This is a genomic window from Flavobacterium sp. HJSW_4 (assembly GCF_042436695.1).
Taxonomy (GTDB): domain Bacteria; phylum Bacteroidota; class Bacteroidia; order Flavobacteriales; family Flavobacteriaceae; genus Flavobacterium.
In genome coordinates this window covers 1-5,002 of sequence record NZ_JBHNPP010000067.1, presented here as the reverse complement: position 1 = coordinate 5,002, position 5,002 = coordinate 1, and the positions used below count along the sequence as shown (strand labels likewise).

The window sequence follows — 5,002 nt, the reverse complement described above, 5'->3', positions numbered from 1 at the left end:
ATTGTAATATTCCATACTTTGTTTATAATTGATTATGATTTGTCTCAACTTAGAGAAGAATTGCCTTGAGCAAAAACTAAGTTTTATGAAGATGAAAAGCCATTTTATGTACTTTTGATTTCACCTTTTTGAAGTGCTATTAATTTATTTTATCGCTGAAAAAATTCAATTTTACAAAAAGCAATAATTAAATGAAGCAGATTGTCTTGAAGTAAATAGACGAAGAATATGATGGAAGATTGTACTTAATTTGCACAAATATATTGGCTGTAAAAGCCCTAATAGAAGTTAATAGGAACCACGCCAGAGGCTGGTAAATTTGTGGTTCCTAAATAATTGTTTAAAAATTATGATCAAGAATTATTCTTGTTCTTGCTTTACAATTTCGCCCGTTTCAATGTTCACACGAATATCTCCATGTTCTTCTTTAATCGCTTTTTCCAATTCATTAAAGTTTTGCTGCTGAACGGCAATCTGGCTTAAAATATCTGCTTTTTGAAACTCGTATTGAATAGACAATTCTCCCAACGATAATCTCGCTTTATCCATAAAGGCATTAAAATCTCGTAGTTTCTTTAATTGTTCTACGTTGATTGTTTTTGCTTCTTCTTTGTTGATTTTTGTGTTTTCCATTTTTATTGCTGTTTTATTGCTGTTTTATTTGTTTTGAATTACAGGTTTATTTTGAATAGTAATGCGTTTGCATTGTATTATTTTAATTGCTAAGAAATATTATAAGTGATTGTAAATTGAAGATAATTTTTACTAGACTTAGTCGTTTTATAATTAATGATTGCCTCAGTCGCATTGTTACCGTTACCACCACCTATAATTGAAGTAAATGTATTATTTCCAGTATCATTATTTGAACCAATAACAATAACACTAGTGGAATCACCTTGGGCAGGAAAAGGAAGCGATACAAAGAATGCTTTCGTTATAGGGATAGTATAATCTCCGGTTGAATCACTTGTTGCAGACATCATGCAAGTTACTGTGATAAGGTTACCTATTTTTGTGTAAACAGATCTGAATATAGTTGTTGCAAGAATTCCAGAAGAGCTTGATATAATTGGAGTATAAGTTCCAGATGTTGCTCCTCCACTGTTAGCCATAACAAAAGCTGTAGTTGCCAACTGATTTGTATTTGTCCCCAGAGTTGCTGTTGGTGCTGTTGGTGTTCCATTGAAATTTGGAGAAGTTAGTTTTGAATAACTTGATAAATCTAAATCGGTAGCTTTTAAATATTGAACATCTTCTAAATATGTAGAACTAACAACTAATCCAGCAGGATCTGTTTTCAGTGCTTTTTGAGGTTGGATTAATTTTGAGATTGCTAGACCATCCGCAATGTATAATTCTCCATTTTGGCTGCAAATGCCATAGACAGCTCTATTTGGAGACAATAGTCCAGATGCCCAATTTTCTGTTAAGTTAGTTCCATCCAGTAAAATTCTAGCTACAGAATCTATTGTATTTGCATAAATATATCCATCAGAATGTAAAAAAAGTGAGGTGATTCTTTTTGCTAGTGTAACAAAATCAGTTACTACACCGTTTGCAATATCTATTTTCTTTATTGTGTTATTATGTGATGCGTAAATAAATCCATTATTTCCGCTAATCAATCCACTATTTATGTCAGATCCTACATTTGCAAAGTTTTCTGTTTTTACTCCTCCTAATGTACTTCTATGGATATTTCCCGTTGTGTATTCGAGAACATATAGATTATTGTCACTCGCTATAGTTATTCCATAAAAGTTTTGATTACCTACTGAGAATTGAGCAACAATTTGATTGTTACTACCATCTGGATCCATAGATCGAATTCTGCTTGAATTTCCTCCTATGTATATTTTATTATTAGCACTGTTATAACATATTGAATATCCAGCTCCCATACCAGTACCAATTGTAGTAGCTACTTGATTTTCAATTTTTACCAAATAGTTACCAGCTCTATAAAAAGTATTTCCAATACTAATTAAACCATAAGTATTTGAAGGAACAGTAGCATAACTATTTCTCGTTTGAGTTATTCTATTTAGTTTCAATCCGCTAACATTTGCAGTCCCACTATCAATAACTAATTCTCCAGTTTTAGTTTCGCTAGCATATCCTGTTTTATGTAAAACATTATCTAAATCACCTCCACTGTTGTCACCAATCTTCTTCTCAACCCCATCACTTCCCATAACATACAAATCGGTAGTTCCGTCTGTTTTAGCGTATAATTTTGCATGACCAGCCATTGCAGTTGCAGAGTCAGAAGGTGCTAAAGTTAAAAAACCATCCGTAATATCCGCTTTTTCGTTTAAGGTTGTGAATGAAGTTCCAGATACGTTTCCGTCGTGTGTGATAAATGCTTTTTCTACTTCCTTTTTTTTAACGCTGATCGCTTTTCTGTTAATGTTATCAGTACTGGTGTCAAAAGTAGAAGTGGTCGCATTAGAGCTAGAGTTTTGAACTAATTTTAAGCAGTTCGCACTATTATTTTTCTCAATTGTTAAAACATCATCTACTGAAGTATTGTGCGTTAATTTTAAGGCTCCGTCTTTAGTTTCATTGCCAGAAGTATGAATTACTTTCGTGTCATCGGCATATGTTGTCGGATCAAGAGAACCATCTCCTTTTACAAATTTTTCAGCTGTTCCTCCTTCGCTAACAAATTTTTTAGCCGTTACAATTCCTTCTGAATCAATTTTAGCTTTTACAACATTATCTTTCGAAACTTGTAAAGGATCTCCTGTTGCTGTTGAAGAAGAATTTACTTGTAAGCCTGCTCCAGCTCCTGTGTTTGATACTTTAATACCAGTTCCCGCTGCTGTATTTTGAACAGCTATACCGCTTCCGATACCGCTAACTGTTACGTCTAATACTTTTGCGCCAGCATCGGCACCACTGTTTGTTAAGACAATTCCGCTTGTTGAGGTAGGAGTAGTGTTATTGAAAGTCAGGATTCCGTTTTTGGTTTCATTTCCTGAAGTATGTAAAAAACTTGTAAAGTCAATTTGTTCGCCAGATCCGCCTCCTGGATTTGGAGTTAAATTTTTATACCAATAATCGACTTCAATATTTCTATTATCAATATTCCCCGAAAAAGTGATTTTGGCCATTTCGTAATTGATGATGTAATCTCCATCATTTCCTTCGCCTTCTTTCTCTAGCAATAATTGCCCGTTTTTAAATACTTTAACACTATAGTTGACTGGTGCATATTGTAAAGAAATAGTATTGCCGACAAAATTGTCAAAATGCTCTTTAAGAGGCATGTAACTATTTCCTGTAATGATACCGATATTTTGTAAACCTGTGCGTAAAAGAGCAGGAGTTACATAATGCAGGTTATCGGTTCCTGTTTCGACCATTTGAAAATCGGCTTTGTCTTCGTCTTTATGGATAAAACTATTAAAAACCTCCTGAAAGTCTCCCTGCGACGGAATATCGCCGTTTTCGAATTTGTAGCCAATGTTAGTTCTGTCTGTTGCCATGTTGTTTGAAATTTATTTTCTTTCTGTAAATATTATTTTTGATTAGCTTGATTTTGAATCCCAACAAATAATTTCGTTGGGATTCATTTTAGAATTTATAGGGTTAGAATTTTTTCTTCACTACTAAACATGCCTGAAGAGTTTTCAGCAAGTACTTTGAAATGATGGTAAATTCTTTCATCATCAGCATTTTTAATAGTTAATTCGTCGGTATTCAATTTGGTATCTAGTAAAGCCAGTGTCACTACATTTTCATTTGAAATTTTCTCTTGAATTTTATCCCAGTTTCCTTGATTATTCATTTTGTACAAATGATATTTACCATTATGAACCGTTTTCTCCCAACTGAATACAATCGGTTTCAATACAGATTCATTTTCTCCAGTTGGAACGCCAGTAGCTGTTAATTCTGGAGATTCTGGAGCAGCAGTATCAGCAATAACTGTGGCAGTAATTTTTGATGGCTGAGATGGTGTGTAATCAATATTGATAATTGGGTTGAGATCAGTCGAACTCGGATCAGCGTATTCAATTTCTCTTGAAACAGTAATTCTGTAGAAAAGACCATCACCAAAAGGAATATTTTCTAAATCTTCAAATTCATCATAAACCGTCCAAACACTATTAAAATCAGTAGATAAAGTATCCTCATTAATCAGAATTTCTTTGACAGGAGTCATCGTTCTAATTGATTGTGCATCAAGCATGTTTTTTGCACGATAGATATTAATTTTTCTAATGTTGTATTCTGGTTTGTAAGCATTTAATTCGATTTGAATAGAAGGCTTGATTCCTAAAACCTGATTTTCTAAAACAGGCATAATTCGCTTAATCTCTGGTGTTTGAGGCGGACTTGAAGGAACTAGTTTCACAGGTCCTAAGAAAGTACTAAACTCACTGAAATTCATTTTAATATCCATTTCACGAACACCGTAGAAATAGATGTTTTGTGAATTACCGTCTAGATTAAAATCTGTAAACTGCGTTCTAAACTCAGCCGCATCTGTGATTTTCATCATTGGCGCTATGTCCAAATCAGGATGAGGATATTTTAAAACATTACCATTTTTGTCTTTGATGGTTTGTTTTTTATTAACTGGCACATAGTCATTATCATTAATATATTCATAAATAACAGGCACTTCAGTTAATGGCACAAAAACGGCATGAACAACTTGTTCAATAAAATGAATGGCCAATAGATCTTCCTCAATTCCTGCTGTTTTAGGAATAATAATTTGATTAAGAGCAGTTAGAGCAGTTACATCTGGAACATTTTGTTTTTGTGTTAGATTATGCCATTTGATAAATTCATTAATCTCTCCTCTTAATAATTCACTGTCAGGAACAGGGAAACGGTAGTTTTCTTCAGAAACGCTTGCAGGAGGATAAGTTTCATAATTAGCCTTATTTTGCAATCCGTTAAAACCCAAGAAATTTTGCCATCTGTTAGCGAAATACTTTTCATTATTTCCACCAAGTTTACTTAGTTCTTCACGAATTTTAGT

Annotated in this window: 3 protein-coding genes; all 3 read right to left on the bottom strand. The window is 33.4% G+C overall.

Translation table 11 applies throughout. The features are described from left to right. Positions 1–360 precede the first annotated feature (360 nt). Positions 361–633, bottom strand: a complete 273-nt coding sequence (locus ACE01P_RS24235) for a hypothetical protein (RefSeq protein WP_379701635.1) — start codon at positions 631–633, stop codon at positions 361–363. An 89-nt stretch (positions 634–722) separates the two neighbouring features. Further along, positions 723–3,494, bottom strand: coding sequence for a hypothetical protein (locus ACE01P_RS24230; RefSeq protein ID WP_379701633.1), 2,772 nt, complete (start codon positions 3,492–3,494; stop codon positions 723–725). Positions 3,495–3,589: 95 nt separating this feature from the next. After that, positions 3,590–5,002, bottom strand: a 1,413-nt coding sequence (locus tag ACE01P_RS24225) for a hypothetical protein (protein WP_379701632.1), incomplete at its 5' end; no start/stop codon positions are given.